This is a genomic window from Methylococcus geothermalis, from assembly GCF_012769535.1.
In the GTDB taxonomy this organism is placed as follows: domain Bacteria; phylum Pseudomonadota; class Gammaproteobacteria; order Methylococcales; family Methylococcaceae; genus Methylococcus; species Methylococcus geothermalis.
Genome location: NZ_CP046565.1, coordinates 2,415,045 through 2,439,557 on the forward strand (window position 1 = coordinate 2,415,045; position 24,513 = coordinate 2,439,557).

A 24,513-nucleotide genomic window follows, 5' to 3' on the forward strand; every position below is an offset into this window, starting at 1 on the left:
GCCGTTTCCGGATCGGGGCTTGCTCGCCGGACCGAGCTGGTGAGGCTTTCCGGCCCAAATCCGCGACCGACGAACCGCACCCGATGAAACTCTACATGACCCCGGGTTCCTGCTCCACCGGCATCCCCCATCCTGCTGGAAGACTGGACATTCGTTTCGAAGCGTACCTCCTGAACCTGCCGGCAGGCGATCACCGCAAACCGGAGTATCTCGCGATCAATCCCAAGTCCACCCTACCGATGCTGGTGCGCGACGACGGATCGGCGCTGACCGAATGCCAGGCCACCGCCTCTTGGCTGGCGCTGGCGTACCCGAAAGCCAAGCTCCTGCCGGAAGACCCCGACGGTGCGGCCAGAGTGATCGAAATGCTGGCCTATGTGGTCGGCACCTTGCACGGACACGGCTTCGCCCGGATATTCACCACCGAGAGCTTTACCACGTAGTCCAATCGAGCGCCTGGAGGCTCCAGGTTTCCGAGTCGGAGGTCATCGCGCCGTCGCAGGACATCGACCAGCTCACCGTATACACCACCGTGGCGTAGAGCGGCGTCAGAATCTGGTCGTGGCCGAAGGGATCGGCGGCGAAAACCGGGACGCTGACGGAGAACACCCCCGTGTCGGACGACAGGTTGTAGCTCTGGATCTGCCCCGCGGCATCGACGGAAAAATACTGAAGCCGATAATGGTTGACGGTCATGCCGTAAACGACAAAGCATTTCCCTTCCACGGTCTCCCAGGCATTCGAGCGGTTGGCCGCGCTCAGCCTGATTTCGTAGTCGAATTTGAGCGTATCGCCTTCGACCCGGTCGAAAGTGGCCACGACGGACCGAAACGGCGCCGGCGGCGACGAGGTCGACTCCTTGAGGATGCGCGCTCCCTGCCCCGTGAGTCGGCCCGACTGGAACAGCTCGAAGGTCGTTCCACGATACTTCCATCTGTCCGTGCCGCCGAAACTCGCCTCCACGGCCGAGCGTTTCACGAGGTAGTAGGATTCGCCCGCATCGAACAGAGACACACTGGCTTCCTGGGCCTGGTCGTCGTAGCCTCGCTTGGAGAGGGCCACGATGTAGGTCTCGTAAGGATGCACCTGATCGAAGACGAACCGCCCCGTGGCATCCGTCGAGGTACTCCTTTCGCCGGGATCATACCGCCCCCCTCTGAGCACGACCGACACCCGCGCCACCGGCTTGTGGCTCTTGGAATCGTAGACCCTGCCGTGGATCCGGGTGCGCCAGCCGTCGAAGGCCTGCGCGGCCGCGTTGTCGGAGGTCTGCAGGCCGGAAACCCATACCCGCCGGCCCGTGCGGATCTGGCCGGAATAGAAGGTGGTGCCCGCCGTCTCCTCCCGCCGGATGGCGAGATAACGTTCGAGCACCCGCCGGCCGTTGACGAAATACCGCCCCACCGTTTGCGGCCTGCCGTCGCGCCAGACTTGCAGCGCCCGTCCGCCGCCGTCGGCATCCGGACTCAGATACATGAATTCGTTGGCGACCACCCACCAGCCCATGACGTCATCGGCCGGCGCGTCGTTGCACGCCGTCCCGTTCAGGTATCCCCAGGCGGCGTTGATGAATTCGTCGGTACAGGCGTCGTCCGTGCCCGTGGTCGGGATGAGCGTGTCGTAGCCGACCTCGCCGATGCAGGCGTCATGGGCATAGCATTCCGCCGTGACGGTGTAGTCGCTGTTGCCGAGATAATCGCCGAACGAGCCGAAGCAGCCCGGTCCGCACCGACCGACGCAGAAGGCGTCCGGCGGATTTCCGGGATAAAGGCGGATATGCCCGACGGGCATGTTGCCGCCATGCATGCGGGTACGCCGCCGCCGGTCGTGCGCGGTGGCCGCGTCCAGCAGCGGCAGGATGCTGACGTAGCCCGGCCGCCCCCGGTATGGCCGTCCGATCGTGCCGCACAGCCGGGTATAACCCAGCCCGCAGATTTCCCTGCGGCCACGGTCATAGGTCCAGCCGTGGTCCATCAGCCATACTTCCATCAGGCCCTGCTCGATGAGCGTGGTCGGCACCTCGCCGAGGAGATAGGACAGGGTGACCCCGAGTTCCACGCACAAACCGGGCGCGGCCTGCATCGGCTCCACCGGAACCTTGCGGAAATGCAGGGACAGCGGCACGCCTTCCGGCGCCTTGGCGATCGCGAATTCGACGAGCCTTGCGAAAGCGGCGCGGCCCGTGTCGCCGAACGACTTGCCGAGGGTCCGAAGGAACGATCGCAGCAGACGCTTTTCCTCGTCGCTGACGGCGGTGACGGCGCCGTTCCCGGCGATAACCTCGACCCGCAGGATGTCCCCCTCGGCATCCAGCTCCCCGAACAGCCGCTTGCCGCCGGGATGGAGGACGATGGCGATTTCCGTGGTTCCGCTGAAGTCCCGCGTAGAGGCGAAGGAGATCGTCACCGGGCCGTTCGCGCTCGCTGCGATGCGGACTTCGCCGTCGATCATCTGGTCCGTGCGCTGGCTGATGTGCAGTTCGCCCGGCGCGACGTCGACACTTTCGCCGAGGGACCATGGCTCGACCGGATCGCTTTGTCCCGCCCCTGACGATTGCATCGCCAGAGCCGCGATGAACGCCGCTGCCGCCAGGCAAACCGTTCTTAATTTCGACTGCTCCGTGCTCATTGGCATGCCTCCCAGATCCGGACCTTGGTAGGGTAACGATACGCCTCCGGGACCGTTTTCGAAATTGGCCCAAGACATTGGTTGGCATTGGCTACGGCGCTACGCCTCCCCCGAATCTCCCCCTTATGACCTTGTTTGCCTTCCCAAGCCCCACGCCACATGCTCGCGCACCAGCGGAGAGGCGGCATCGAGCCGCTGCCTCAAGGCTTCGGCCAGGTCCGGATGGGGCGGCGCATTGCCGATGGCCACCGCCAGATTGCGCAGCCAGCGCTCATGGCCGATACGGCGAATGGCCGACCCCTCCGTGCGGCGCAGGAATTCGGCCTCGTCCCAGGCGAAGAACTCCAGCAGCAGGGCACGATCGAGGCCCTGCCGGGGCAGGAAGTCGGCTTCTTCCGTCAACCGCGCGAAGCGGTTCCACGGACAGACCATCTGGCAATCGTCGCAGCCGTAGATGCGGTTGCCGATGCCGGGACGCAGCGGCTCCGGGATCGGGCCCTTGAGTTCGATGGTGAGATACGAAATGCAGCGGCGGGCGTCGAGCCGGTAAGGCGCGACGATCGCCCGGGTCGGACAGACGTCGATGCAGGCCCGGCATTGGCCGCAGTGGTTCGCGACTGGCCGATCCGGAGCCAGCGGCAGGTTCGTGTAGATCTCGCCGAGAAAGAACCAGGAGCCGGCCTCGCGGTTGATGAGATTGGTGTGCTTGCCGATCCAGCCGAGTCCGGCGTTCTCCGCCAGCGCCTTTTCCAATACCGGCGCGCTGTCGGTGTAGACGCGGTAGCCGAACGGCCCGACCTGCTCGGCGATGGTCTCGGCGAGCCTCTGCAGGCGCCGGCGCATGAGCTTGTGGTAATCCCGCCCCAGGGCATAGCGGGACACGTACGCGGCCGCGGGGTCCGCCAGCGCCTCCTTCATGTTCCGCATGGACTCGGGCAGATAGTCCATCCGCACGCTGATGACCGACAGCGTGCCGGGTTCCAGCTCCGCGGGACGGCTGCGCTTCACCCCGTGCCGGGCCATGTAGTCCATTTCGCCGTGAAACCCCGCCGCCAGCCATTCGATCAACCGGGTTTCGTGTTCGCCCAGATCGACGCCGGCGAAGCCGATCTGCTGAAAGCCCTGCGCCCTGCCCCATTCGCGGATGCGCTCCTTCAGCTCCGCGAAGTCGGGGGATGAAATGGCGGCATGGGGCACTCAGGAATCCTTGGCGTAGTCACGGGGTTCGGCCAGAATAGCGCCTTTCCCATCACTCCGCACAACGTAGCCTCGCCCAGCCGATGCCGTCCCATTCGAACGACACCCTTCCCACGTCACTTTTCACCGCGGCCCAGGTGCGAGCCATGGATCGCCATGCGATCGACGGCCTGGGCATCCCGGGGCTGGAACTGATGCACCGGGCCGGCACAGCGACCTTCGCGGCGCTGCGCCGGCGCTGGCCGGATGCGAAGACCCTGTCCGTCGTCTGCGGCCCCGGCAACAATGGCGGCGACGGCTATGTGATCGCCCGGCTGGCGCTAGCGGCGGGCTTCGACGTCCGCGCCTATCCGGTAGGTCCCCTCGAGCGGCTGCGCGGCGACGCCGCGGCCGCTTTCGCCGAATACCGCGACGCCGAAGGGCCGGTGCTGAACTTCATTCCGCCCGGCTTCGAAGGCGCCGAGATCCTGGTCGACGCCCTGCTCGGGACCGGGCTGGACCGGGACGTGGCCGGTGAATACGCCGCCGTCATCGAGGCGATCAACGATTTCCCCGGCGGGGTGGTCGCCGTGGACATTCCGTCCGGACTCAACGCCGACACGGGCGCAGTGATGGGAAACGCGGTCCATGCCGATCTGACGGTCAGCTTCATCGGCCTCAAGCAGGGCCTGTTCACCGGCGCCGGTCCCGCGCATTGCGGCGAAATCGTCTTCGACGATCTGGACACGCCGCCGGAGGTCCGGCTGGAGCAGACGCCTTCGTCGCGCTTGCTGCGGAGCGGCGATTTCGCCCTGCCCCCCCGGCGCCGGGATGCACACAAAGGCCAGTGTGGACACGTGCTGGTGATCGGCGGGGAATGCGGTTACAGCGGCGCGGCGCGGATGGCGGGCGAGGCGGCGGCACGCATCGGGGCGGGTCTGGTCAGCATCGCCACCCGCGCGGCCCATGCAGCCCTCATCAACCTGGGCCGGCCGGAGCTGATGGCGCATGGCGTCGAATCCACCGAACAGCTCCAGCCGCTGCTGCAACGCGCATCGGTGCTGGCGGTCGGCCCCGGCCTGGGCTGCTCGGACTGGGCGAAGACCCTGTTCGACGCCGCCATCGCCAGCGGCAAACCCCTGGTGGTCGACGCCGACGCGCTGAATCTGCTGGCGGAGCATCCCCGCTCAAGCGATCACTGGCTACTGACGCCGCACCCGGGCGAAGCAGCGCGTCTGCTCGGGCTCTCCGCCGCCGAAATCCAGCGCGACCGCTTCGCCGCCGTCACGGCACTGCAGCGCCGCTACGGCGGCATCGCCGTGCTCAAGGGCGCCGGCACGCTGATCGCCGGACCGGCTGGCGTCCCGCATGTCGCCCGCTGGGGCAATCCCGGCATGGCCAGCGGCGGCATGGGCGACGTGCTCACCGGCGTGATCGCAGGGCTCTTGGCCCAGCACCTCCCGCCGTTCGAGGCCGCCTGCCTGGGGGTGCGGATACATGGCCAGGCCGGCGACCTGGCCGCCTCGGCCGGCGAGCGGGGCCTCCTCGCCGGCGACGTGATCGAAGCCTTGCGCACCTGTGTCAACCGATGATGCTGTACCTGCCCGACGAGGAGGCGACGCTGGCCTTCGCCGCCCGCCTGCAGACGACTCTGCCGCCCGGACACGTGGTGTTCCTCCACGGCCATCTGGGCGCCGGCAAGACCACCCTGGTGCGCGGTTATCTGCGCGCCGCCGGCTATCGGGGCACGGTCAAGAGCCCGACCTACACGCTGGTCGAGGAATACCCTCTGGCCGACCGCACCGTCTATCACTTCGACCTGTACCGCCTGAGCGACCCGGAGGAACTCGAATGGATGGGCATTCGCGATTATTTCCGGCCGGACAGCCTGTGTTTCGTGGAATGGCCGGAGAAGGGCGAAGGTTTCCTGCCCTTGCCCGACCTGGAGATTTACCTGGAACCGGAAAACACGGGAAGGCGGCTCAGGATCAGCCCGAAACCGATCTGATCCCGCCTCCCTCCCCGCGGCACGGTCAGCGCCGTTGAGCCTTGCCGGAAACCCACGCATCCATGCTGTATCGCCCGGCGCCGCCGAACAACAGCGGAAGGAGCATGACGAGGTACATCAGCGGCAGCTTGAAGTTGCCGTGCCCTTCGTCGGTCATCGCATACCCTTTGGCCAAGTCCTTTCGCTGGACTCCCCCGACCGTTGAACCTGCGCCGACATGGCGGCAAGCAGGGTCTCCTGAACCAGATCTTCGGCCGTGCTTTCGTTGCGCACGCGAATCAGGGCATACCGGAACAAGTAGTCGCCGTGCTCGTCGAGCCAGCGCTCCGGAGCGGATGGCTGCGGAGATCTGCGATTTGTCATGAAATTTGCTCCGCGCCTGGCGGGTTTACCCGCTTACTCGCTCAGCCGCCGGGTCTGCTCGACCGGCGTGACCCACACGATGCCATCGCCCAGCCGGCCGGAATGGGTGTTCTCGTAGATGATACGGATGATTTCCTCGACCTGGGCTTCTTCCGCGAGAATTTCGATCCGCACCTTGTGCGAGAAATCGGTCAGCTCGCAACGCAAGCTGTCATGCACTTCCTCGCCTTCGTGCGAACTGCAACCCTCGACCCGCCACACGCTCATGCCGGGAAATCCGCTCATGCGGCGGAAGGCGTTGCGCAGGGCCCTCAAACGGTAGGGTTGAATGACTGCCTTGATCTCTTTCACATCATCACCTGAAGTTTCTTGATTTTATGGTTCGCGCTCAGGCTTCGATCCGCTTTTCCTCGAACCAGCGATACACGGTCGGCAAGACCAGCAGGGTCAGTGCGGTGGAAAACACCAGTCCGCTGATCACCACGATCGCCAACGGACGCTGGATTTCCGAACCCGGACCGGTGCCGAACAGCATGGGGATCAACCCCAGCAATGCGGCGGATGCGGTCATCAATACCGGCCGCAAGCGCTGCATGCAGGCTTGCACGCAAGCATCGTACTGGCTGTAGCCGTCCTTGCGCAGATCGATGATGCAGCTCACCAGCACCACACCGTTCAGCACCGCGACGCCGAACAGGGCGATGAAGCCCACCGAGGCCGGCACCGACAGATATTCGCCGGTCGCGAACAGGCCGAAAATCCCGCCGATGCAGGAAAACGGCAGTTCCAGCAGGATCAGCGCTGCGTAACGCAGGGAGTTGAACAGCACGAACAGCAGGAAGAAGATCATGGCAATGGTGATCGGCACCGTGACGCCGAGCCGGGCCATGGCCCGCTGCATGTTTTCGAACTGTCCGCCCCAGTCCAGCGAATAGCCGTCCGGCAGGTCGACCAGACGGGCGATCTTTTTCTGCGCTTCCGCGACATAACCGCCGACGTCCCGGTCCTCCAGATTGGCGCCGATCACGATGCGGCGCCGTCCCGTCTCGCGGCTGATCTGGGCCGGACCGTCCTGCAGCCGGATCTGGGCGACATCCTCCAGCGGCACGACGGCCCCGTTGGGTGAAACCAGGGCGATGGTGCGAATGTGTTCGATACTGTTGCGGAAGCGCTCCGGATAGCGCACCACCGCGTCGAACCGGCGCTGGCCTTCGTAGATTTCGGTCCCTTTCTTGCCGCCCACGGCGGTCTCGATGATGTCGTGGACGTCCGAGGCATTGATTCCATGGCGCGCAATGGCTCCGCGGTCCACCTCGATGGTGAGATACTGCTGGCCCGTCACGCGCTCGACCCGCAAGTCCTTGGTGCCCTTGATGTCCTTCAACACCTTGGCAATCTCGTCGCCCTTCTCCTTCAACACGACCAGATCGTCGCCGAACAGCTTGATGGCGACCTGGGAACGCACCCCGGACACCATTTCGTCGAGCCGGTCGGCAATGGGCTGGCTCATCACCAGCTGGATGCCCGGCAACACGTCGAGCTTGCGCCGGATTTCTTCCTCGATGCGGGTCTTGTCCCAGCCGTCCGGCATGTCGTTTTTCGGCAGCAGCGTCACCACAGGATCGGCCTCGTTCGGCCCGGCCGGATCGGCCGGACTCTCGCCGCGGCCCAGCTTGGACACGGCCATCTTGACGCCCGGGACTTCCATCACCAGCTTCATGGCCTCCATTTCCATGCGCAGCGATTCGTCGAAGGCGATGCTGGGCACGCGGGTCACACCGGGCGTGATCGTGCCTTCGTCGAGCGTGGGGATGAATGACGTGCCGAGGAAGGGGACCATCCCCAGCGCCGCGATCAGCAGTGTCCCCATGACCCCGCAGACCAGGACGCCGCGCGGCATCAGCCAATGCAATGCCTTGGTGTACGGACGCTTGATCAGGGTGATGATCCGGGTTTCCGCATGCGCCTGCGGCTTGAGGACATAGGACGACAGGACCGGCGCCAGCACCATGCCCAGGACCAGCGAAATCGCCTGGGCGATGGCGATGGTCAGGGCCAGCGGGGCGAACAGCTTGCCCTCCATCCCTTCCAGCATGAGCAGGGGCAGGAACACCAGCACGATGATCCCGACTCCGAAGATCACCGGAATGCCGACTTCCAGGGTTGACTCGAACACGATGCGAACCTGGCTTTCGCCGCTGTCCCGGCGCTCGCTCAACTGGCTCACGGCGTTCTCGACCACTACCACCGAGCCGTCGACCACCATGCCGATGGCGATGGCGAGCCCGCCGAGTGTCATCAGGTTGGCCGAGATGCCGTAGTGATTCATGACCATGAAGGTCAGAAGGGGAGTCAGGACCAGTGTGGAAACCACGATCAGGCTGGAGCGGATTTCCCCCATGAAGACGAAAAGTACCCCGATCACCAGGAGGATGCCTTCGGTCAGGCTCTTGGTGACGGTGTTCAGGGCCGCATCGACCAGGTCGGTCCGGTCGTAGAACGGCACGATCTTGAGTCCTTCCGGCAGCACGTCCTTGTCGTTGATCTCGGCCACCCGCGCCTTGATCCGGGCAACGATTTCCTTGGCGTTGCCGCCGCGCACCATCATCACCACCCCGGCAACGGACTCCGTGTAACCGTTCTTGACGATGGCGCCGGCGCGCTCCTCATGACCGAACCGGACTTCCGCCACGTCCCCCAGATGTACCGGCACGCCGCTGATTTCCTTGAGTACGATGCTGCGGATGTCGTCCAGGTTGGAGATCAGGGCGACGCCGCGGATCAGATATTGCTGGGAGAAATGCGGCAGCACCCCGCCGCCGCTGTTGGCGTTGTTACGGGCCAGGGATTCGTAGACTTCCCGCAGGCTGATCTGGTAGTGGCGCAGCCGGTCGGGGTTTGCCAGCACCTGGTATTGTTTGACGAAACCGCCCTGGGAATTGATCTCCGCCACGCCCGGGATGCTCCGCAGCAGCGGCCGCACCACCCAGTCCTGCACGGTGCGGCGCTCCACCAGCTCGTCGTAGCTCAGCGCCCGCTGGCCGTCGTCGGGGCGTTCCAGGGTGTATTGGTAGACCTCCCCCAGCGCCGTCGACACCGGCCCCAGCACCGGCGTGACGCCCTCCGGCATGCGCGAGGACACCTCGATCAGCCGCTCCATCACCAACTGGCGGGCGAAGTAGACGTCGGTGGCATCGGTGAACACCAGGGTCACGATGGCCAAGCCATTCTTGTTCAGCGAGCGCAGCTCGGTGAGGCCGGGCAATCCGGTCATGGCGACTTCGATCGGCACCGTGATGAAGCGCTCGATCTCCTCCGGCGAGCGGCCGGGCGCTTCCGCGGCGATCTGCACCTGGACGTTGGTCACGTCGGGAAAGGCGTCGACCGAAAGTTTGCGCGCCGCATCGAGACCGAAGCCCAGCAAGGCCAGGGCCACGACCAGCACCACCAGCCGCTGTTCGAGCGCGGCGCGCAGCAGAGCGGCGATCACGGATTAGCGCTCCAGTTCCTTGCGGAGCCGTTCGTTGTTGAGATGGAACGAACCCTCGGTAACCACCTCTTCGCCGGCGGCGAGGCCCGACAGCACGGGCCGCAGCCCGCCGATTTCCTTGCCCAGCTTCACCGGCTTCAGCCGGAACCGGCCGTCGCCGGCCGGCACGAACGCGGCATCGTGATCGCCGTCGCGGACCACGGCTTCCGCCGGCAGCATGGGAAGCCGGCTCACCTTGCCGGAAATCAGCATGGTCGCCAGCATTTCGGGCTTGAGCGAGCCGTCCGGATTGGCCACCTCCATGCGGACGGTGACGGTGCGGGTCTCGGGATCGACGGTGGGCGCGATGTAGACCAACTGGCCCTTGACACGGCGGTCCGACAATGCGGGGATTTCTGCTTCGACCTGCTGACCGACGCGTGCCCACTCGGCCTGCTGCTCGGGCACTTCGGCGACGATCCAGAGCTGCGACAGATCGGCCACCACGAACAGAACATCCGCGGGCTGGACCACCAGCCCCTGGCTGACATGGCGCTCCATCACAATGCCGTCGATGGAGGAGGCCACCGGCACCAGCGGCTGGATCGTCCGGTTCTTTTCCAGCACGGCGATGGATTCGTCCGACATGCCGAGTACCTGCAATTGATCGGCCATCGCGTTGTACTCGGTTTCCGCCTGGGACAACTCGCTGGCGCGGCGCTGGAACTCCAGCTCGCTGATCACGCCGGATTTGTAGAGCTTGCGCGCCCGCTCGACGATCACTGTGTGCAACTGTTTCTGGGCGAGCGCCTTGAGGAACGCCCTTTGGGTATCGGAAAACTCGGTGCTGTTCAGGACGGCGAGCTTCTGGCCCCGCTTCACGCGTTGCCCTACCGAGGCATCGATATGGGTGATGCGCCCCGTCACCGTCGCACCGATGCGCGCAAGGCGGCTGAATTCTTCGATGCTGACCCGGCCCGGCACCCGCAGCGGCTCGTGCAGTTCGCCTTCGGACAGCACCGCCACGCGCAGCCGTTTCAGGAGGTCCGGTGCCGCTGTGACCAGCGTGGAATCCTGCGCCGTGGATTCCTGTTGAGCCACCATACCGGGCTCTTCCGCCTGCGCCGTTTCGGGAGATTTTTGTTCAGGTTCGCCGTGGCAAGACCAGAGAGGGACGGCGGCTCCGATAAACAGCGCCACGCGCATCGCACACGCCAACGCGAACCTCATATCGCCAACTCCTTCACCCATGGAAAAACGGACGGCGGCCATCATGCCGCGGTCCATTATAGCCATGCCGGCTTCCGCGTCCTGCACGGGACGTCGAAACCGGTCGCCGTTGTTGCGCGACGGCAACGCACTTTTGTACGATGAGCCGTTTGAATCCGGGGCGCTGTTGCGGGCCCCCAATACGCGGAGTATCGTTACCCGTCCTGCCTGACGCTGCCAATGATGCGATATTCCTTCATAGCCGCTCTCGCCTTCGCTGCCCTCGCCCTGCTCTCGCCCGGCAGCGTCGCGGACTCGGCTGCGAACGCCTCGCTGAGCATGAAATCCGGGGCGAATGTCACGCGCCTGCTGCTGCGGGGTCCGAAAGGCGCGAGCTTCGACCTGCGGGCCACCGGCCGCGCCGACCGTTTGATCGTTGCGCTGGGCGGCGTCGAAGCGCTGCCGGGATTGCCGAACCCGGCGGGCGACCGTTACGTATCCGCCCTGCACACCCGCAGCGAGGCCAAGGGCAAGCTCGAATTGATCGTGGAACTGCGTCCCGCCGCCCAATGCCGCACCGCGCTCTCGATCACCGAGAGCGGCGGCCCCCTCCTGATCGTGGACGTGACGGCAAGCACCGCGGCGGCCTCCAAAACGCAGCAACCCACCCTGGTCAAGCCCGGAGACGGGCCGCTCCGCAAACCCTTCGTGGTCGCCATCGATGCCGGCCACGGCGGAAAAGACACCGGGGCAGTGGGCGGGGAAGGCACTCAGGAAAAAGACATCGTGCTGGCAATCGCGCGGAAACTGGAGATTCTGCTCAAGGCCGAACCGGGCATCCGTCCCGTCCTGATACGCCAGAACGACGAGTTCATCGATCTACGGCAGCGCATGGAACGGGCCCGCAAGGAACACGCCGACCTGTTCATCTCGCTGCATGCCGATGCCTATTACGATACCCATGCCAAAGGCGCGTCGGTATTCACGCTTTCGGAGCACGGCGCCACCAGCGAAGCCGCCCGGCGCCTGGCTGACCGCGAAAACGCGGCGGACCGGATAGGCGGCGTCGCCCTGCACGACAAGGACGAAGTCCTGGCGTCGGTGCTGCTGGATCTGACCCAGAACGCCACGCTGGAAGCCAGCGACCGGGCTGCGGCCAGCATCCTGCAGGCGCTGCAGAAAACCCACGCACTGCATCAGCCCGGGATACAGAAGGCCGGTTTCGTCGTGCTGAAATCGCCGGACGTGCCGTCGATCCTGGTTGAAACCGCCTTCATTTCGAATCCCGAGGAAGAGGCGAAACTGCGTACCTCGGCGTATCAGGATCAGATCGCCGCCGCCATTACCGAAGGGATTCGCACCCATTTGAAGCATACGCGTCCCGCTGCCATGCCCCCGAGCCGGAACGCCCGTCAGGACCTAGCTGTCTCGGCAACGGAAAAAATGGTGAAATAACGGGCCCTTTCAGGCTTCGTTTCCGCGCTCGCGGTCACCCTGCAAAACGAAGAGGCCCAGCGCAACCGCCGCCACCCCGCCGGCCAGTATGGCGACTCCCTCGACCGTGCCGTCCGCGTAGCGTTCGTAGTGGTGCACGGTCCCACCGTAAACCAGGCGAACACTCCAGTCGACGAACATGTATATGAAGTAATACGCCACAATCCCCATGATCGCCGCGGTGGCGGGATTCCGCTTGCGGACCATGGCGCGATGAAAGAACCAGGCGGCGATGCCGAGAGCAACCAAGAGACTGAGCATGACACACCCTCCCCGATGTGGTTATGTCGGCCAGTCTATCGGGGCAATATTGCAACGGCTTTACTCGGAACGACCGCCGGCGAACTCTGCCTGGCCACCATGCGATAATTCTTCTTCTTTGAAAACATCCAGCGCAGTTCGTGCCTGCGGCGCGAACGCGCGATCGTTTTCCATCCCGATGGAAACCTTCGGACAACCCGACGATGAATTTAGCCGAACTCGCAAAATGCCTTCCCGATGCAACGCTGATCGGGAAGGCCGAAACCGGTTTCGACGGCGTATCGACCGATACCCGCACCATCCGGCCCGGCTCGCTGTTCTTCGCCTTGCGCGGAGATCGCTTCGATGCCCACGATTTCATCGCTGACGCGGTGAATCAGGGTGCCGCCGCACTGGTCGTGGAGCGTCCGGTCGATGCCGCCCTCCCCCAGCTTGTCGTTCCCGACAGCCGGCGGGCGCTGGGCTCGGCGGCGGCCGCCTGGCGTGCGCGGTTCGACGTCCCGCTGATCGCGGTCACCGGCAGCAACGGCAAAACCACGGTCACCCAGATGATCGCCGGGATTCTGGCAGCCGAATTCGGCGAGGAACATCGTCTGGCAACGCGCGGCAACCTCAACAACGACATCGGCCTGCCGCTGATGCTGTTCGAGCTGAAAGCCGACCACCGGATCGCCGTGCTTGAACTGGGCATGAATCATCCCGGAGAAATCGCCTACCTCGCGGGCCTGGCCCGGCCCACCGTGGCCCTGGTGACCAATGCCCAGCGTGAACACCAGGAATTCCTGGCCAGCGTGGACGCCACGGCCCACGAAAACGGCGCGGTGATCTCGGCACTGCCGGCCGATGGAACCGCCGTATTCCCGGCCGACGATGCCTGCGACGGCATCTGGCGGGAACTGGCCGGCGCACGCCGGGTGATGGACTTCGCGCGCAGCGGGGCGGCTGCGATCACCGGAACATTCCGGACCGGAGCCGGCTGCACCGAAGTTTCGATCACGACGCCCGCCGGCGCTTTTCAGGTCAATCTCGCACTCGCCGGCGAACACAACGTCCACAACGCGCTGGCCGCGACCGCGGCGGCACTGGCCGCCGCCATCCCTCCCTCGGCGGTGCGGGAAGGCCTCGAAGCCTTCCGGCCAGTTGCCGGCCGCGGCGTCCATCTGCGGACGCGAACCGGCGCGCGGCTGATCGACGATACCTACAACGCCAACCCCGATTCCGTCCGGGCAGCGATCGACGTGCTCGCCGGCTTCCCCCCGCCGCGGATTCTGGCCTTGGGCGACATGGGCGAAGTCGGCGCGCAGGGCCCGGCGTTCCACCGCGAAATCGGGCGCTATGCCCGCGAGCGCGACATCGACGCCCTGCTCGGCCTCGGCGACCTGTGCTACGAAGCGATCCGGACATTCGGCGAAAACGGCGGACGCCACTTTGGTTCGATGGACGAACTGATCGACGCGCTGGCATCCGCCGACAGGCCAGACGCCACGCTGCTGGTCAAGGGTTCGCGCTTCATGAGGATGGAGCGCGCGGTCAAGGCGCTGGCGAAACCCGAATGAAGCCGTCCCGTTTCACGGTTCTCCTGGAGCTGCTTCTATGGCTGGGAGGCGTCCCCGCCTGCATGGCCGTGCCCATGGAAGGCATCTTCAACGCCGACCGGGATTGCCCGGCCTACGTCTCGAAAAACAAGCAAACCAACCCGGATGGCGCCCACATCAATACCGGAAAAGCCTATCCGGTGATCGAAGCCAACAAACCGGATGCGGCCGACTGGTACCGGCTCCGCCTGCCGATGGCCGATCCGCCCGAGCGCTGGGTGAGCCGGGACTGCGGGCGGGCGCAGGCAAGCGCGGGGCCAGAGCCGGTCGCGGGCCGCTGCGATCTTGCCGGGCAGGCGGACGCTTATGTCCTGGCCCTGAGCTGGCAGCCGGCTTTCTGCGAACTAAAGGCCGGCAAGCCGGAATGCCGTGACGCCGGCCCCGCGGCCTACGCCGCCCGCAACTTCAGTCTGCACGGACTTTGGCCGACCAAAGCGAGCTGCGGGCAGGACTACGGGTTCTGCGGCGAAGTGAAGCAGCCCAAGCGCGAATTCTGTGACTATCCCCCCGTCGCACTCGACGCGGCCACCCAGGCCGTACTGGCCCAGGTCATGCCCGGTACCGCTTCCTGTCTGGAGCGTCATGAATGGCATAAGCATGGCACCTGCCAAACCGCATGGTCGAGCGATGCCTATTTCGCCTTGGCTGCGGACCTGACCCGACAGTTCAACGGCTCCGGCATCGCGGATTTTCTCGCGCCCCGCATCGGCCGGACGGTGCGGACGGAGGATTTTCTGGCTAGACTGGATACGGACTTGGGTACGGGCGCGCGCGACCGGATTCGACTGAACTGCGAGCGCGGCATGCTGGTCGAGGTGCACCTGAACTTGCCGCCCAAGCTGGAGCCCGGCGCCAGGCTCGAATCTCTGCTGCGGCTTGCCGGAAGGAACAGCGGCTCGAACTGCGGAAGCAGCTTCCGGCTGGACCCGATGGGCCCCTAGCTCGTCGTCTCAATCGAAACAGAGGGCTGACATGATGCGCCTGATCGTCGCGCTGTTCGGAATGCTCATCGCCTCGTTCGGGGCTTTCGGCCTGATCAGACCGGCGGATTTCGTCGGCCTCGTCCGCCATTTCTGGGCTACGTCGCGGGGCGCGCATTACGCCGCAGCGCTGCGTCTGGCGCTCGGCCTCGCCCTGCTCCTGGCCGCGGCCGACTCGGCCTATCCCAGAACCCTCACGGCGCTCGGCTATCTGTCCATCGCCGGTGCCGTAATCATCCTCCTCCTCGGCCACGTCCGCCTTGCGAAGATCATCGAGTGGTGGGCGCAGCAACCGGAAACCGCCGTCCGGCTGTGGGGCTTCCTCGCGCTCGCCGTCGGAATTTTTCTCATTGCCGCAGTACGCTGACGATGCCGATCGGGCTACCATGGCGGCCGTTCCGAGCGGAGCCCGAACTCGAGGCAGCGCCGGCAGCACACTTTCTTCACCTCAAGGAGTCCACGAATGGCAGAACTCATCTCGATCGTATATCCCGACGAATTCCGCGCCGCCGAAGTCATGGCCACGCTCAAGCGCCTGCAGCGCGGCTACCTGGTGGACCTCGAAGACGCCTGCGTCGTGGTGCGCGACAAGGAATCCGGCAAGATCAAGCTGCACCAGGCGGTCGATCTCACCACCATCGGCGCCACTTCCGGGGCGCTCTGGGGCGCGCTGATCGGCCTCATTTTCCTCTCACCGCTGGCGGGCATGGCAGTCGGCGCCGCGGCGGGCGCGATCGGCGGCTCGTTAAGCGACTACGGCATCGATGACGGCTTCATCAAGAACATCAGCGAGAAGATGCGGCCCGGCACCTCCGCCATCTTCATGGCGCTGCGCAACATCACCCGGGACAAGGTCGAACCGGAACTGGCCCGGTTCGGCGGCGAGATTCTCTATACCAGCCTGCCGAAGGAAAGCGAGGAGGCGTTGCGGAAACTGCTCGCCGAGCACCGCTCGGCCAACCTGTCCGCCTAACCCATGGGCGATGAAATGCCCGCATCCGCGAAGCAGCCCGTCGCCCCTGGCCGTTCCTTGAATATTCCACGATTTTCCGCCAACCGTGCTCAAGCAGCTCTTTTCGTCCGTCCTCGCCTTGCTCGTCCTGTTCGAAGAATGGCTGTGGGACCTCCTGACCGCTCTCGGTCAGTGGCTCTCCCGCATTCTGCATCTGGAACGCTTCGATGCCTGGCTGTCGCAAGCTTCGCCCAAGCTTGCGCTGATGGCGTTCGTGATCCCCCTGCTCGTGGTCGCACCGCTAAACGTCGGTGCGGTCGTGCTGATGGTTCACGGCGCGATGACTGCCGGCATCCTGCTGGAGGTCGTCGCCAAGCTGCTTGGCACGCTGCTGGTCGCCCGGGTATTCAGGCTGACGCGGCCGGCTCTGATGTACTTCGCCTGGTTCGCCCGGCTTTATGAAGGGATCATGCGGATTTTGCGCTGGGCCCACGCCATGGTGCAGGAATCGCATTGGTACCGCGCGGCTCTCGCTTTCAAGGCATCCATCGACCGCTCCGTTCGCAATCGCCTGGATCGATGGCCGCACTGAGCGCAAAGATGCCGATAGTCTCGTTGCAATGATTTCAAGCCCCTAAGACAGATCAGGAAATATTGCCGGGGGCGGGTTTCCGGCTAAACTGCACTTGCACCCCTTCGGCAAGCGGTTCATCGAACGAGGGCTGCCGCAAAACTTACCGGCCTTGCCCTAAGGCCCTGCTGGGTATTTTCCGGCTTCCGCCAATCGGAGGATTCAGCCATGCTGAAAACCATCGACATTCTGTTAGGGATCACCGTGGTCATGCTCATCGCCAGCATGGCCGTCACCGTACTGACCCAGCTCATCACCGATTTGGCGAATACGCGGGGAAAACATCTGGCGCGCGGGCTGGGCGATCTCCTGCGGCAAATCGACCCCAGCCTCAGCAGCGAGATGGCCGAGCAGGTCTCCCGCGCCGTGCTGACCCACCCGATGATCAGCGATGTCGGGCAGCGGTTGGGAGCCACGATACACCGTGAGGAATTCACCAAGTTGCTGCTGGACATCGCCAGCGGCCAGACGCCGAGAAACGACAAGAACCGTTTGTCCGACCCGGCCAAACAGATTCTCGCCAAACTGATAGAAAATAACGGCATCCGAGACCCCGCCGCCACCCTGGAAAACGTCCGGGCCTATGCCTTGCAGCTCGAAATGAGCCGTCCGGAACTCGCCACCAACGTGCGCCACAACATGGCGCTGCTGCAGGAGGCCAACAGCCGGCTGGTGGCCAAGATCAACGCCTGGTTCGATCAGACCATAGACCGGGTTTCAGAACGCTTCACCGCCTCCACCCGGATGATCACGGTGGCTTGCTCGGTGGCAGTGGTTGCCGCGGTTCAGCTCGATACCATCGACATCATCAACCGGCTGTCCATCGACGAAGGACTGCGAAACGCCCTGGTCGAAAAGGCCTTCGCGCTGGATGAGCGGCCGAGGGATCCCGGCAGACCCGAGAGGTCAGGTGATACCTCCAAACCGAGGGTATCTGCCGGCTCCTCCGGCAACGCCAGCCCCGTCCCGAGTCCGTACGCCAAGGGATCGAACGGTACGCCGGCCAGTCCGGGCCGGACGGACGAAGCCAAAGGCAAACCCCCCGTCGTTTCGACGGCGCCGGCGAGCGCATCGATGCCGCAGCCCGCCGTGTCCGCCCCGGACCCCACGGGCAAGCCGGCCCCGGCCAGCGTCAGGACAGACCTGGAATATCTGCAGGACCTCGGCCTCATCAACGTGTTGGGTAGCAGTAAGAGCTGGTACGGACGCTGGCGCGAGGTCAATCCCATCGGCATGATCCTGTCGGTCTTCCTCCTCAGCCTCGGCGCGCCATTCTGGTATGCCGTGCTGCAGAACCTGCTCAAACTCCGGGGCATTCTGGCCGTCAAGGACGACGAGCAACGGCGCGAACGGCAGAATCCCCAACCCCCCGCTGACCTGACCGCCGGCGGTACGCAGGCCGCACCGCCCCTCGTCGGCGAGCGCGGCGTACTGGGATAGGAGACGGCGCCATGCTGAAGCAATGGATCGGCTGTCCGTCGGACAACTTCACCCAAGGCCGGCGCGGCCATAAGCCGGTGGCGGTCGTCATCCACGCCTACCCGAGCCTGGAAGCCGCCGAAACCCTGTTCGCCAACCCGAAATCCAGCGAGTCCTGCCACTATGTGGTGGGCGCTGCCGGTCAGGTCCAACAATACGTGGACGAAACGGACACGGCCTATCACGCCGGCCTGGTCGTCAACCCGAGATGGACACTGTACCGCCAGGGCATCAATCCCAATTTGATGACGGTGGGGGTCGCCGCGGCCATCCAGGCAGGCGCAGCCTGGCCCGATGAGCTGTATCGCGCGGTGGCGGAGCTGATAGGGGAGATCGCCGCCCATTGGGGCTTTCCGCCGGACCCGGACCACATCGTGCTGCACTCGGAGGTACGGGCTTCCCGAGACTGCACCGGTCCCGGCTTCGACCGCGCCGAGCTGCTGACGAGAATCGCCTCCCAACCCGCTCCGCCTCCGCCGTCCCCGTTGACACAGCACTTCGTGCAGTTGGTCAGCGCCGCCCACCTGCGCGACGGTGCGCCCAATACCCGCGCCCGCATCCTTCGCACCCTGCCGAAAGGGACCGACGTGGCGATCGCGGGCTTCAGCGACCGCGGCGAACGGATCGAGGGGAACGCCATCTGGTACGAGACGCCGGAAAACGCCTTCCTCTGGGCAGGAGCCACGGACAGGCCGCAGCCGCTGGCGCCTCCGCCGGTGACTCCCGAGCCGCCGGCCCCCCAACCGATGGCCGGCATCGAGTGCGGGATTCCCCGGATCGACGCCCTGTTCGGCGGGCAAAGCGGCGAGGCCATCGGCGCCCAGGAGCCGGCAAGCGATGCCGTCGGCGCCATCCAGGACCTGCTGTCGGGCCACGGCCATATCGGCCTGCCCAACCTCCTCGCCGCCAGCTACGGACGGTTCGGCAGCAAGACCGCAGCCGCTGTGCAAAGCTTTCAGGCCAAGCACGGACTCCCCGTTTCAGGCGAAGTGGATGAAGCGACCCTGCGGACCCTGATAAAAACCCCCGCGAGCAAGCCCAGGATTTCCCAGGTCTATCTCTCCCTGGTCTTGGGAATGCCTTATCGCGGCCTGTACAAGATATTGTGCATCGTCGCGCAGATGGAAGGCGTCGGCAAATTCGGCGCGCTCAATCTCAATACCGACGCCGCCGGACTGTCCTATGGCATCATCCAATGGGCGCAGCGCCCCGGCCGCCTGCCGGAGCTGCTGCGGGCATTTTCCGCCGCCGACAGGGAGCGTTACATCGACATCTTCGGCGACGGCGATGCCGGGCTTGCCGACAGTCTCATTGCCTATACCAGCAGGGCCAACGGCGGCGTCAACGCCAGAACCGGCGTCACGCTCGATCCGGCTTTCGATCTCATCCATGCCCCATGGACAGAGCGCTTCGAGAAAGCCACCCTTCACCTGCCGTTCCAGCGAGCCCAGGTACAAACCGCCGTCGGCGCGTTTCGACAGTCCCTCAAGAAAATACGAAGCTATGCCCAGGACCTTGGCACGGAACGCGGCATCGCCTTCATGCTGGATGTGGCCAACCAGTTCGGAGATGGCGGGCTGAAAAAACTCTACACGGCGACTCACCGCGAGGGCATGCACGAAAGGGACATCCTGGAAGCCATCGCCGACGAAAGCGTGGAACGCATGCCTGACAAGTTCAAACAAGGCGTGCGGGCCAGGCGCGATGGCTTTCTGCAAACGGCCAGACTGTCTGACGAGGCCGTCGATAGGGACAACATGGGTTGAACCGAGAAACCGCGATCGGCTCGCAGAACCGACGTCGCAGACAAAGCCCGGAAATGATGCAGCGGGAAGCGTGCACTGCCGGTGATACAGAACGGCCGTTGAATACGGTTTTGTTTACCGAAAATAAATGTCAAGCATGGACATCATAAGAAACTCTGATACTAAAATGGGTTGAATTAGGTATAATTTATTCAACCTCAACGGAACGATGCGGTTCGGCTTGACGAGGACCGGTGGTTGCGCGGTTTTTGTTCTCCTCCTCCTGGGCGACATCCGAGGTCGCCTTATCTCCCTCCTGGCAGGCATAAGAAAGCCCGCCAGGGGCGGGCTTTTTAGCGTTTTTTGTTATTGTTGTTGTTTCAACGCTATCGCCGAGTTTACCTGCGAAGCGCATCGGTAGTTGCGTTATTGTTGTAATTATCAGTTGCCCCGAAGGGCTCTCCTCCTCATTGACGACTCTCTCTGAGGCCCCGTCCCTGACGGCTGGGCAAAGTATAGCGGAAAAGTTCCCGGTGTCCAGGTTTTTTTACAAATTTGAAACAACCTCTTTCCTGCAACACTTTCGCTTTTTAATTCAATAGGTTGCGTTTCGTCTCAGCCTCCAAAATGCGATTTCCCAGCCTGGAGCTAGGTTATTTTTAACGGCGCATCTTGCCGCTAACGATACACGACGTCGACCCGGCCGTTGCCGATGCATTTTTGCAAGCGCCCTATCAGCTCATCCCTGGGATAGACCCGCCAACGCTCGCCGAGACGAAGCAGGGTCTCCGCGCCGCGCCCGTGATAGGCGATCTGGACGGGACATTCCCCCCCGGCAAACTGGCCGAGCAAGTTCTTGAATTCATTCAAGAATGACGGGGGTACACCATCCGCTGCCATTGCGCCGGGCCATTCGATCCGAAGACAGCGGGCATAATGCGCCCGCGCCTCCTCGATACTGAAAATCCGTTCGGCGGTGATACGGGTCTGGCCGGCATACTCGTCGAATCCCAGCATCCCCTCGGCGACGACGATGCCGTCTTTCGTCAGATGGTGTCCGTCGCGTTGGAAGGTTTCCGTGTAGACGGCCAGCTCCATGCGCCCGGTGCGGTCGTCCAGCGAAACGAAGCCCATCTTCTGACCGTTGCGGGTGAGGCGGGTGCGGATGTCGACGATCAAGCCCGCCACCACCACCCGCGTCTCCCCCCGGCTGCCCTCGCCCTCTCCCATGAGAGGTCCGAGCCGGGTGGTGACGATCTGTTCCAGTTCATGTTCGTGCGAGGTGATCGGGTGACCGGTCAGATACAAACCCAAGGTCGCCTTTTCCTGGGCCAGCCGCTCGGCTTCAGTCCAGGGTTCGACGTGACCCACCGTGACATTGACGCTTGCCGCCACCGCGCTTGCGGCGGCGAAGCCGCCGAAAAGGTCGTCCTGACCGGCCGCACTCATGGCGCCGTGCTGCTCCGCAGCCTTGAGGGCATCCGGCAAAGCAGCGAACAAGGCAGCCCGGTTCCGGTCGAAACAATCGAGCACGCCCGCCCGGATCATCGCTTCCAGCACGCGGCGATTGGCTTTTCTGAGATCGATGCGCCGGCACAGGTCGAGCAGATCGGCGAACGGCCCGTTTTTCCCCCGCTCCTGCAGGATGTCCTCGATCGCGGTCTGGCCCACGCCCTTGACCGCCCCTAGCCCGTAAAGGATTTCCCGCGGACTCTGAACGGTGAACCGGTAGTCCGAAAGATTGACGTCGGGTGGAAGGATGGACAGCTTCATCCCGCGGCATTCGTCGATCAGCACCACGACCTTGTCGGTGTTATCCATGTCGGCGGACAGGACGGCGGCCATGAATTCGGCCGGGTAATGCGACTTGAGCCATGCCGTCTGGTAGGACACCAGGGCATAGGCGGCGGAATGCGATTTGTTGAAACCATAGCCGGCGAACTTCTCCATCAAATCGAAGATGTACGAGGAGATGCTTTCCTCGACCCCTTGCGCGGTGGAGCCGGCGACGAAAATCTCGCGCTGTTTCGCCATCTCCTCAGGCTTCTTCTTACCCATGGCGCGCCGCAGCAGGTCGGCACCGCCCAGGGTGTAGCCGGCCATATCGCGGGCGATCTGCATCACCTGCTCCTGGTAGAGGATGACGCCGTTGGTCGGCTTGAGGATCGGCTCCAGCAGCGGGTGGGGATATTCCGCCTTGGTCCGGCCATGCTTGACGTTGATGTAGTCGTCCACCATGCCCGATTGCAAAGGGCCAGGGCGGAACAGTGCGACCAGGGCGATGATATCCTCGAAGCAGTCCGGCTTGAGCCGCTTGATCAAGTCCTTCATCCCGCGCGATTCGAGCTGGAACACGGCGGTGGTCGCGCACTTCCCCAGCAGCTCGTAGGTCTTGGGATCATCGAGCGGAATCCGGTTGATGTCGATCGGTTCCTCGCCTGCCGCCCGGCGCTTTGCGTTGATGTCGGCCAGCGCCCAGTCGATGATGGTCAGGGTCCGCAGCCCCAGGAAGTCGAACTTGACCAGGCCGACCGCCTCGACGTCGTCCTTGTCGAACTGGGTCACCAGGTTGCCGCCGCCCGGCTCGCAATACAGCGGGCTGAAATCCACCAGGCGCGAGGGCGCGATCACCACGCCACCCGCGTGCTTGCCGGGATTGCGGGTGATGCCTTCGAGCGACCGGGCCAGATCGAGCAGCGCCTTGACCTCCTCGTCCTCCTGGTACAGCTTGCGCAGGTCTTCGCTGTCGTCCAGCGCCTTGCTGAGGGTGATGCCGAGCTCGAACGGGATCAGTTTGGCGATGCGATCGACGAAGCCGTACGGGTGGCCCAGCACACGGCCGACGTCGCGCACCACCGCCTTGGCCGCCATGCTGCCGTAGGTGATGATCTGGGACACCTTGTCGCGGCCGTACTTGCGGGCGACGTAGTCGATCACCTCATCGCGCCGCTCCATGCAGAAGTCGACGTCGAAGTCGGGCATGGAGACGCGCTCGGGATTCAGGAAACGTTCGAACAGCAGATCGAATTCGATCGGATCGAGGTCGGTGATCTTGAGCGCATAGGCCACCAGCGACCCGGCGCCGGAACCGCGTCCCGGCCCCACCGGGATGCCCTGGCTCTTGGCCCACTGGATGAAGTCGGCGACGATCAGGAAGTAGCCCGGAAAGCCCATTTCGCGGATCACCGAGAGCTCCAGTTCGAGCCGTTGCCGGTACCTTTCGGTCCGCGCATCCAGCGGCCCCCGACCGGACGGTGGGCGCACGGCCAGCCGCTCCTCGAGCCCTTCGCGGGATTGCTGGATGAAGAAATCGTCCAGCGTCACGCCCTCCGGCACCGGAAAATCCGGCAGGAAGTTCTTACCCAGCGTCAGGCCGAGGTTGCAGCGGCGCGCGATCTCGACGCTGTTTTCCAGGGCTTCGGGCAAATCGGCGAACAGTGCGAGCATCTCCTCCTCGCTGCGCAGGTATTGCTGCTCGCTGTAATCACGCGGCCGACGCGGGTCGTCCAGCACCCGCCCCTGGTAGATGCAGACCCGGGCCTCGTGAGCCTCGAAATCCTCGGCCGAAATGAAACGGACGTCGTTGGTCGCCACCACCGGCAGTCCGAACCGGGAGGCCAGCGCAACCGCAGCGTCGATGTAGCGCTCCTCGTTGGCGCGGCCGGTCCGGCACAGTTCGAGATAGAAGCGGTCCCGGAACACCCCGCCCCAGTATTCCGCCAGCCGGCCGGCCTCCGCCGCATGGCCGCCGATCAGCGCATGGCCGATGGCGCCTTCGCGCCCGCCGGACAGCGCGATCAGGCCGGCATTCCGGTCGGCCAGCCATTCCGGCATCAGCATGGGAACGCCCTGGTGCTGGTTTTCCTGATAACTGCGCGAGATCAGCTCGGTCAGTGCCAGATAGCCTTCCTGGTTCTGGACCAGCAGGGTGAGCCGGTGCGGAGCGCCGGCTTCCTGCGGATTCTGGATCCACACGTCGGCGCCCGCGATCGGCTTGATCCCGGCGCCCATGGCCGCCTTGTAGAACTTGACCAACGAGAACAGATTGGACTGGTCGGTCACCGCCACGGCCGGCATGCCGAATTCCGCCAGCTTCTTGACCAGCGGCTTGATCCGGACCACCCCGTCGACCAGGGAATATTCGGTGTGAATCCGGAGATGGACGAACTTAGGCTCCATGGACGACTGCCGCCAAATATTGCGATATGAAAGATTGGTAAAGAAACGCTGCGCGAAGCTTGTTTAAATGGGGGTTTTCGGACCCACGGCCGACGCACTTTCTTTTGTGGGGCCAAAAGAAAGTACGCAAAGAAAAGGCCGCCCGACAGCCGCGAAAGCCCTTGCGCTTCTACGAAAACCATCCTTGGTTTTCGCCCTTCGGGCCAGCCTTCGGCGGTTCAACTTTGCTCCCAGCAAAGTTGTCGCTTGCCAATCGGGGTCGACAGAGGGGGCTTCCATGCCCATCTGTCGACGCGCCGCCTCCTTGCGGCGCCCCTGCGGGTTGATCCGCTTGGCAAGCTGCG

General features: G+C 64.3%; 20 protein-coding genes. 11 read left to right on the top strand and 9 right to left on the bottom strand.

The features are described 5' to 3' along the window. The first annotated feature begins 83 nt into the window (after window positions 1–83). Complete coding sequence (locus GNH96_RS11225) at window positions 84–443, top strand: glutathione S-transferase family protein (protein ID WP_228719828.1); 360 nt, start codon at window positions 84–86, stop codon at window positions 441–443. Here GNH96_RS11225 and GNH96_RS11230 read toward each other — a convergent pair. After that, on the bottom strand, window positions 433–2,634 hold the full coding sequence (locus tag GNH96_RS11230) for a carboxypeptidase-like regulatory domain-containing protein (protein ID WP_169603760.1): 2,202 nt from the start codon (window positions 2,632–2,634) through the stop codon (window positions 433–435). The two genes, GNH96_RS11225 and GNH96_RS11230, sit on opposite strands and share 11 nt — an antisense overlap. 117 nt (window positions 2,635–2,751) lie before the next feature. After that, window positions 2,752–3,825: a tRNA epoxyqueuosine(34) reductase QueG gene (gene queG, locus GNH96_RS11235; RefSeq protein WP_169603761.1), complete on the bottom strand. Its 1,074-nt coding sequence runs from the start codon at window positions 3,823–3,825 to the stop codon at window positions 2,752–2,754. Between the two features lie 146 nt (window positions 3,826–3,971). Here queG and GNH96_RS11240 point away from each other — a divergent pair, with 146 nt between their 5' ends. Beyond that, window positions 3,972–5,396 carry an NAD(P)H-hydrate dehydratase gene (locus GNH96_RS11240; RefSeq protein WP_323848025.1) on the top strand — a complete coding sequence of 475 codons (1,425 nt, stop codon included), beginning with the start codon at window positions 3,972–3,974 and terminating at the stop codon, window positions 5,394–5,396. Then, window positions 5,393–5,812 carry a tRNA (adenosine(37)-N6)-threonylcarbamoyltransferase complex ATPase subunit type 1 TsaE gene (gene tsaE, locus GNH96_RS11245; protein ID WP_169603763.1) on the top strand — a complete coding sequence of 140 codons (420 nt, stop codon included), beginning with the start codon at window positions 5,393–5,395 and terminating at the stop codon, window positions 5,810–5,812. Before GNH96_RS11240 ends, tsaE begins: the two co-directional genes overlap by 4 nt. 25 nt (window positions 5,813–5,837) lie before the next feature. Here tsaE and GNH96_RS16190 read toward each other — a convergent pair whose 3' ends face one another. Genes GNH96_RS16190 through GNH96_RS11265 form a run of 5 tightly spaced genes read right to left on the bottom strand, consistent with a single transcriptional unit; the run spans window position 5,838 to window position 10,874 of the window. Next, a complete protein-coding gene (locus GNH96_RS16190; protein ID WP_267313369.1) occupies window positions 5,838–5,969 on the bottom strand; it encodes a hypothetical protein in 132 nt (43 codons plus the stop codon). Further along, window positions 5,966–6,175: a sigma factor gene (locus tag GNH96_RS16365; protein WP_169603764.1), complete on the bottom strand. Its 210-nt coding sequence runs from the start codon at window positions 6,173–6,175 to the stop codon at window positions 5,966–5,968. The genes GNH96_RS16190 and GNH96_RS16365 overlap by 4 nt, the downstream gene beginning before the upstream one ends. Window positions 6,176–6,208: 33 nt before the next feature. Further along, complete coding sequence (locus GNH96_RS11255) at window positions 6,209–6,526, bottom strand: P-II family nitrogen regulator (protein ID WP_169603765.1); 318 nt, start codon at window positions 6,524–6,526, stop codon at window positions 6,209–6,211. A gap of 37 nt (window positions 6,527–6,563) precedes the next feature. Beyond that, on the bottom strand, window positions 6,564–9,665 hold the full coding sequence (locus GNH96_RS11260) for an efflux RND transporter permease subunit (protein ID WP_169603766.1): 3,102 nt from the start codon (window positions 9,663–9,665) through the stop codon (window positions 6,564–6,566). Between the two features lie 3 nt (window positions 9,666–9,668). Then, on the bottom strand, window positions 9,669–10,874 hold the full coding sequence (locus GNH96_RS11265; protein ID WP_169603767.1) for an efflux RND transporter periplasmic adaptor subunit: 1,206 nt from the start codon (window positions 10,872–10,874) through the stop codon (window positions 9,669–9,671). Window positions 10,875–11,093: 219 nt separating this feature from the next. Between GNH96_RS11265 and GNH96_RS11270 the strand changes: the two genes are divergently transcribed. Continuing rightward, window positions 11,094–12,308, top strand: coding sequence for an N-acetylmuramoyl-L-alanine amidase (locus GNH96_RS11270; RefSeq protein ID WP_228719829.1), 1,215 nt, complete (start codon window positions 11,094–11,096; stop codon window positions 12,306–12,308). Between the two features lie 9 nt (window positions 12,309–12,317). Here the strand turns inward: GNH96_RS11270 and GNH96_RS11275 are convergent, their stop codons facing one another. Further along, window positions 12,318–12,608, bottom strand: a complete 291-nt coding sequence (locus tag GNH96_RS11275; protein WP_169603768.1) for a hypothetical protein — start codon at window positions 12,606–12,608, stop codon at window positions 12,318–12,320. A 203-nt stretch (window positions 12,609–12,811) separates the two neighbouring features. Here GNH96_RS11275 and GNH96_RS11280 point away from each other — a divergent pair, with 203 nt between their 5' ends. The 7 genes from GNH96_RS11280 to GNH96_RS11310 all read left to right on the top strand — a co-directional run bounded on the left by GNH96_RS11280 (window position 12,812) and on the right by GNH96_RS11310 (window position 20,011). Next, a complete protein-coding gene (locus GNH96_RS11280; RefSeq protein WP_169603769.1) occupies window positions 12,812–14,164 on the top strand; it encodes a UDP-N-acetylmuramoyl-tripeptide--D-alanyl-D-alanine ligase in 1,353 nt (450 codons plus the stop codon). Continuing rightward, complete coding sequence (locus tag GNH96_RS11285; protein ID WP_228719830.1) at window positions 14,161–15,144, top strand: ribonuclease T2 family protein; 984 nt, start codon at window positions 14,161–14,163, stop codon at window positions 15,142–15,144. Before GNH96_RS11280 ends, GNH96_RS11285 begins: the two co-directional genes overlap by 4 nt. Before the next feature lie 31 nt (window positions 15,145–15,175). Then, window positions 15,176–15,550 carry a hypothetical protein gene (locus GNH96_RS11290; protein ID WP_228719831.1) on the top strand — a complete coding sequence of 125 codons (375 nt, stop codon included), beginning with the start codon at window positions 15,176–15,178 and terminating at the stop codon, window positions 15,548–15,550. Window positions 15,551–15,646: 96 nt separating this feature from the next. Beyond that, on the top strand, window positions 15,647–16,156 hold the full coding sequence (locus GNH96_RS11295; RefSeq protein WP_169603770.1) for a DUF1269 domain-containing protein: 510 nt from the start codon (window positions 15,647–15,649) through the stop codon (window positions 16,154–16,156). Window positions 16,157–16,241: 85 nt separating this feature from the next. Beyond that, window positions 16,242–16,727 carry a hypothetical protein gene (locus GNH96_RS11300; protein WP_169603771.1) on the top strand — a complete coding sequence of 162 codons (486 nt, stop codon included), beginning with the start codon at window positions 16,242–16,244 and terminating at the stop codon, window positions 16,725–16,727. Window positions 16,728–16,934: 207 nt separating this feature from the next. Next, on the top strand, window positions 16,935–18,206 hold the full coding sequence (locus GNH96_RS11305) for a hypothetical protein (protein ID WP_169603772.1): 1,272 nt from the start codon (window positions 16,935–16,937) through the stop codon (window positions 18,204–18,206). A gap of 11 nt (window positions 18,207–18,217) precedes the next feature. Further along, the gene (locus tag GNH96_RS11310) at window positions 18,218–20,011 is read left to right on the top strand and encodes a peptidoglycan recognition protein family protein (RefSeq protein ID WP_169603773.1); all 1,794 of its coding nucleotides are present in this window, start codon (window positions 18,218–18,220) and stop codon (window positions 20,009–20,011) included. 657 nt (window positions 20,012–20,668) lie between these two features. Here GNH96_RS11310 and dnaE read toward each other — a convergent pair. Beyond that, the gene (dnaE, locus tag GNH96_RS11315; RefSeq protein ID WP_169603774.1) at window positions 20,669–24,169 is read right to left on the bottom strand and encodes a DNA polymerase III subunit alpha; all 3,501 of its coding nucleotides are present in this window, start codon (window positions 24,167–24,169) and stop codon (window positions 20,669–20,671) included. Window positions 24,170–24,513: the final 344 nt, after the last annotated feature.

Bases quoted from the DNA above. Each gene is read 5' to 3' on its own strand.
- dnaE (WP_169603774.1), bottom strand. From the start codon at position 24,169: ATGGAGCCTAAGTTCGTCCATCTCCGGATTCACACCGAATATTCCCTG.
- GNH96_RS11240 (WP_323848025.1), top strand. From the start codon at position 3,972: ATGGATCGCCATGCGATCGACGGCCTGGGCATCCCGGGGCTGGAACTG.
- GNH96_RS11295 (WP_169603770.1), top strand. From the start codon at position 15,647: ATGGCAGAACTCATCTCGATCGTATATCCCGACGAATTCCGCGCCGCC.
- GNH96_RS16365 (WP_169603764.1), bottom strand. From the start codon at position 6,175: ATGACAAATCGCAGATCTCCGCAGCCATCCGCTCCGGAGCGCTGGCTC.
- GNH96_RS11290 (WP_228719831.1), top strand. From the start codon at position 15,176: ATGATGCGCCTGATCGTCGCGCTGTTCGGAATGCTCATCGCCTCGTTC.
- GNH96_RS11275 (WP_169603768.1), bottom strand. From the start codon at position 12,608: ATGCTCAGTCTCTTGGTTGCTCTCGGCATCGCCGCCTGGTTCTTTCAT.
- GNH96_RS11310 (WP_169603773.1), top strand. From the start codon at position 18,218: ATGCTGAAGCAATGGATCGGCTGTCCGTCGGACAACTTCACCCAAGGC.
- GNH96_RS11265 (WP_169603767.1), bottom strand. From the start codon at position 10,874: ATGAGGTTCGCGTTGGCGTGTGCGATGCGCGTGGCGCTGTTTATCGGA.
- GNH96_RS16190 (WP_267313369.1), bottom strand. From the start codon at position 5,969: ATGACCGACGAAGGGCACGGCAACTTCAAGCTGCCGCTGATGTACCTC.
- tsaE (WP_169603763.1), top strand. From the start codon at position 5,393: ATGATGCTGTACCTGCCCGACGAGGAGGCGACGCTGGCCTTCGCCGCC.
- GNH96_RS11270 (WP_228719829.1), top strand. From the start codon at position 11,094: ATGATGCGATATTCCTTCATAGCCGCTCTCGCCTTCGCTGCCCTCGCC.
- GNH96_RS11280 (WP_169603769.1), top strand. From the start codon at position 12,812: ATGAATTTAGCCGAACTCGCAAAATGCCTTCCCGATGCAACGCTGATC.
- GNH96_RS11230 (WP_169603760.1), bottom strand. From the start codon at position 2,634: ATGCCAATGAGCACGGAGCAGTCGAAATTAAGAACGGTTTGCCTGGCG.
- GNH96_RS11225 (WP_228719828.1), top strand. From the start codon at position 84: ATGAAACTCTACATGACCCCGGGTTCCTGCTCCACCGGCATCCCCCAT.
- GNH96_RS11305 (WP_169603772.1), top strand. From the start codon at position 16,935: ATGCTGAAAACCATCGACATTCTGTTAGGGATCACCGTGGTCATGCTC.
- GNH96_RS11285 (WP_228719830.1), top strand. From the start codon at position 14,161: ATGAAGCCGTCCCGTTTCACGGTTCTCCTGGAGCTGCTTCTATGGCTG.